At 63.2% G+C, this 668-nt stretch carries 2 protein-coding genes; both read right to left on the reverse strand.

Going from position 1 to position 668, the window contains the following annotated elements; genetic code table 11:
• On the reverse strand, nucleotides 1–205 hold a 205-nt coding region (locus JFT58_RS30075; RefSeq protein WP_198834885.1), incomplete at its 3' end, for a hypothetical protein.
• A complete protein-coding gene (locus tag JFT58_RS30080) occupies nucleotides 202–630 on the reverse strand; it encodes a hypothetical protein (RefSeq protein ID WP_198834886.1) in 429 nt (142 codons plus the stop codon). The genes JFT58_RS30080 and JFT58_RS30075, both read right to left, overlap by 4 nt.
• Nucleotides 631–668: the final 38 nt, after the last annotated feature.

The raw sequence follows: 668 nt of genomic DNA on the forward strand, positions 1-668 counted from the left end.
CCCTCTTAAGCTCTGCATTGCGCTCGACGAACTTGGCGTCCAGCGCATCGCGGTAACGGTTGGCGGTAGGGGAGTCGACCAGATCGGCGAACTCGGCCATTTCGATCATGCCCATGACGAAGGTGCGATCCGGTACCGGTGTGCACGACTTCTTCATCTTGGCGATTTCCAGGCCCAGGCGGGCGAGGGCGGTAGGGGTATTCATAGTTCGTCGTCCTCGGCCTGGGCGGCCAGTGCATCGTCAGCGAGGGGCCGAAGTAGGGCCTCTGCAATTTCGCCAAGCTTGCCGAAGGGGTGGTCGCTTCGGCCCAGCAGCTCGGTGGCGGCGTCTTTGTCGGCTCGACCGAGGTTGTTGGCGATCAGCAACCAGCCAAGCGCCGGCGTGCCGACCTCACAGCTCGCCTGCCGGTTGTTCGCCAGTTCGTCCGCCGCCAGTGCCAGTTGTGCGACCGTGACGGCCTGAGGCCTGCGCAGGCGCCGCTGGAACTTCACATCCTGACCGAAGCGCACCAGCTGCTCTGTGGCGTTGTACAGCCACTCATTGCGGGCAATCTCCACCGCCGACTCGCTCACTGGAGGCGGCAACTGAGCGTCGTAACGCTCCTGGCATATCTTCAATGCTGCGTTCATGGTCGCCTCCAGGGTGGCGGGTCAGTCGTAATAGTCTT

The organism is Pseudomonas sp. MF6767 (genome assembly GCF_016405475.1).
GTDB lineage: Bacteria > Pseudomonadota > Gammaproteobacteria > Pseudomonadales > Pseudomonadaceae > Aquipseudomonas > Aquipseudomonas paracarnis.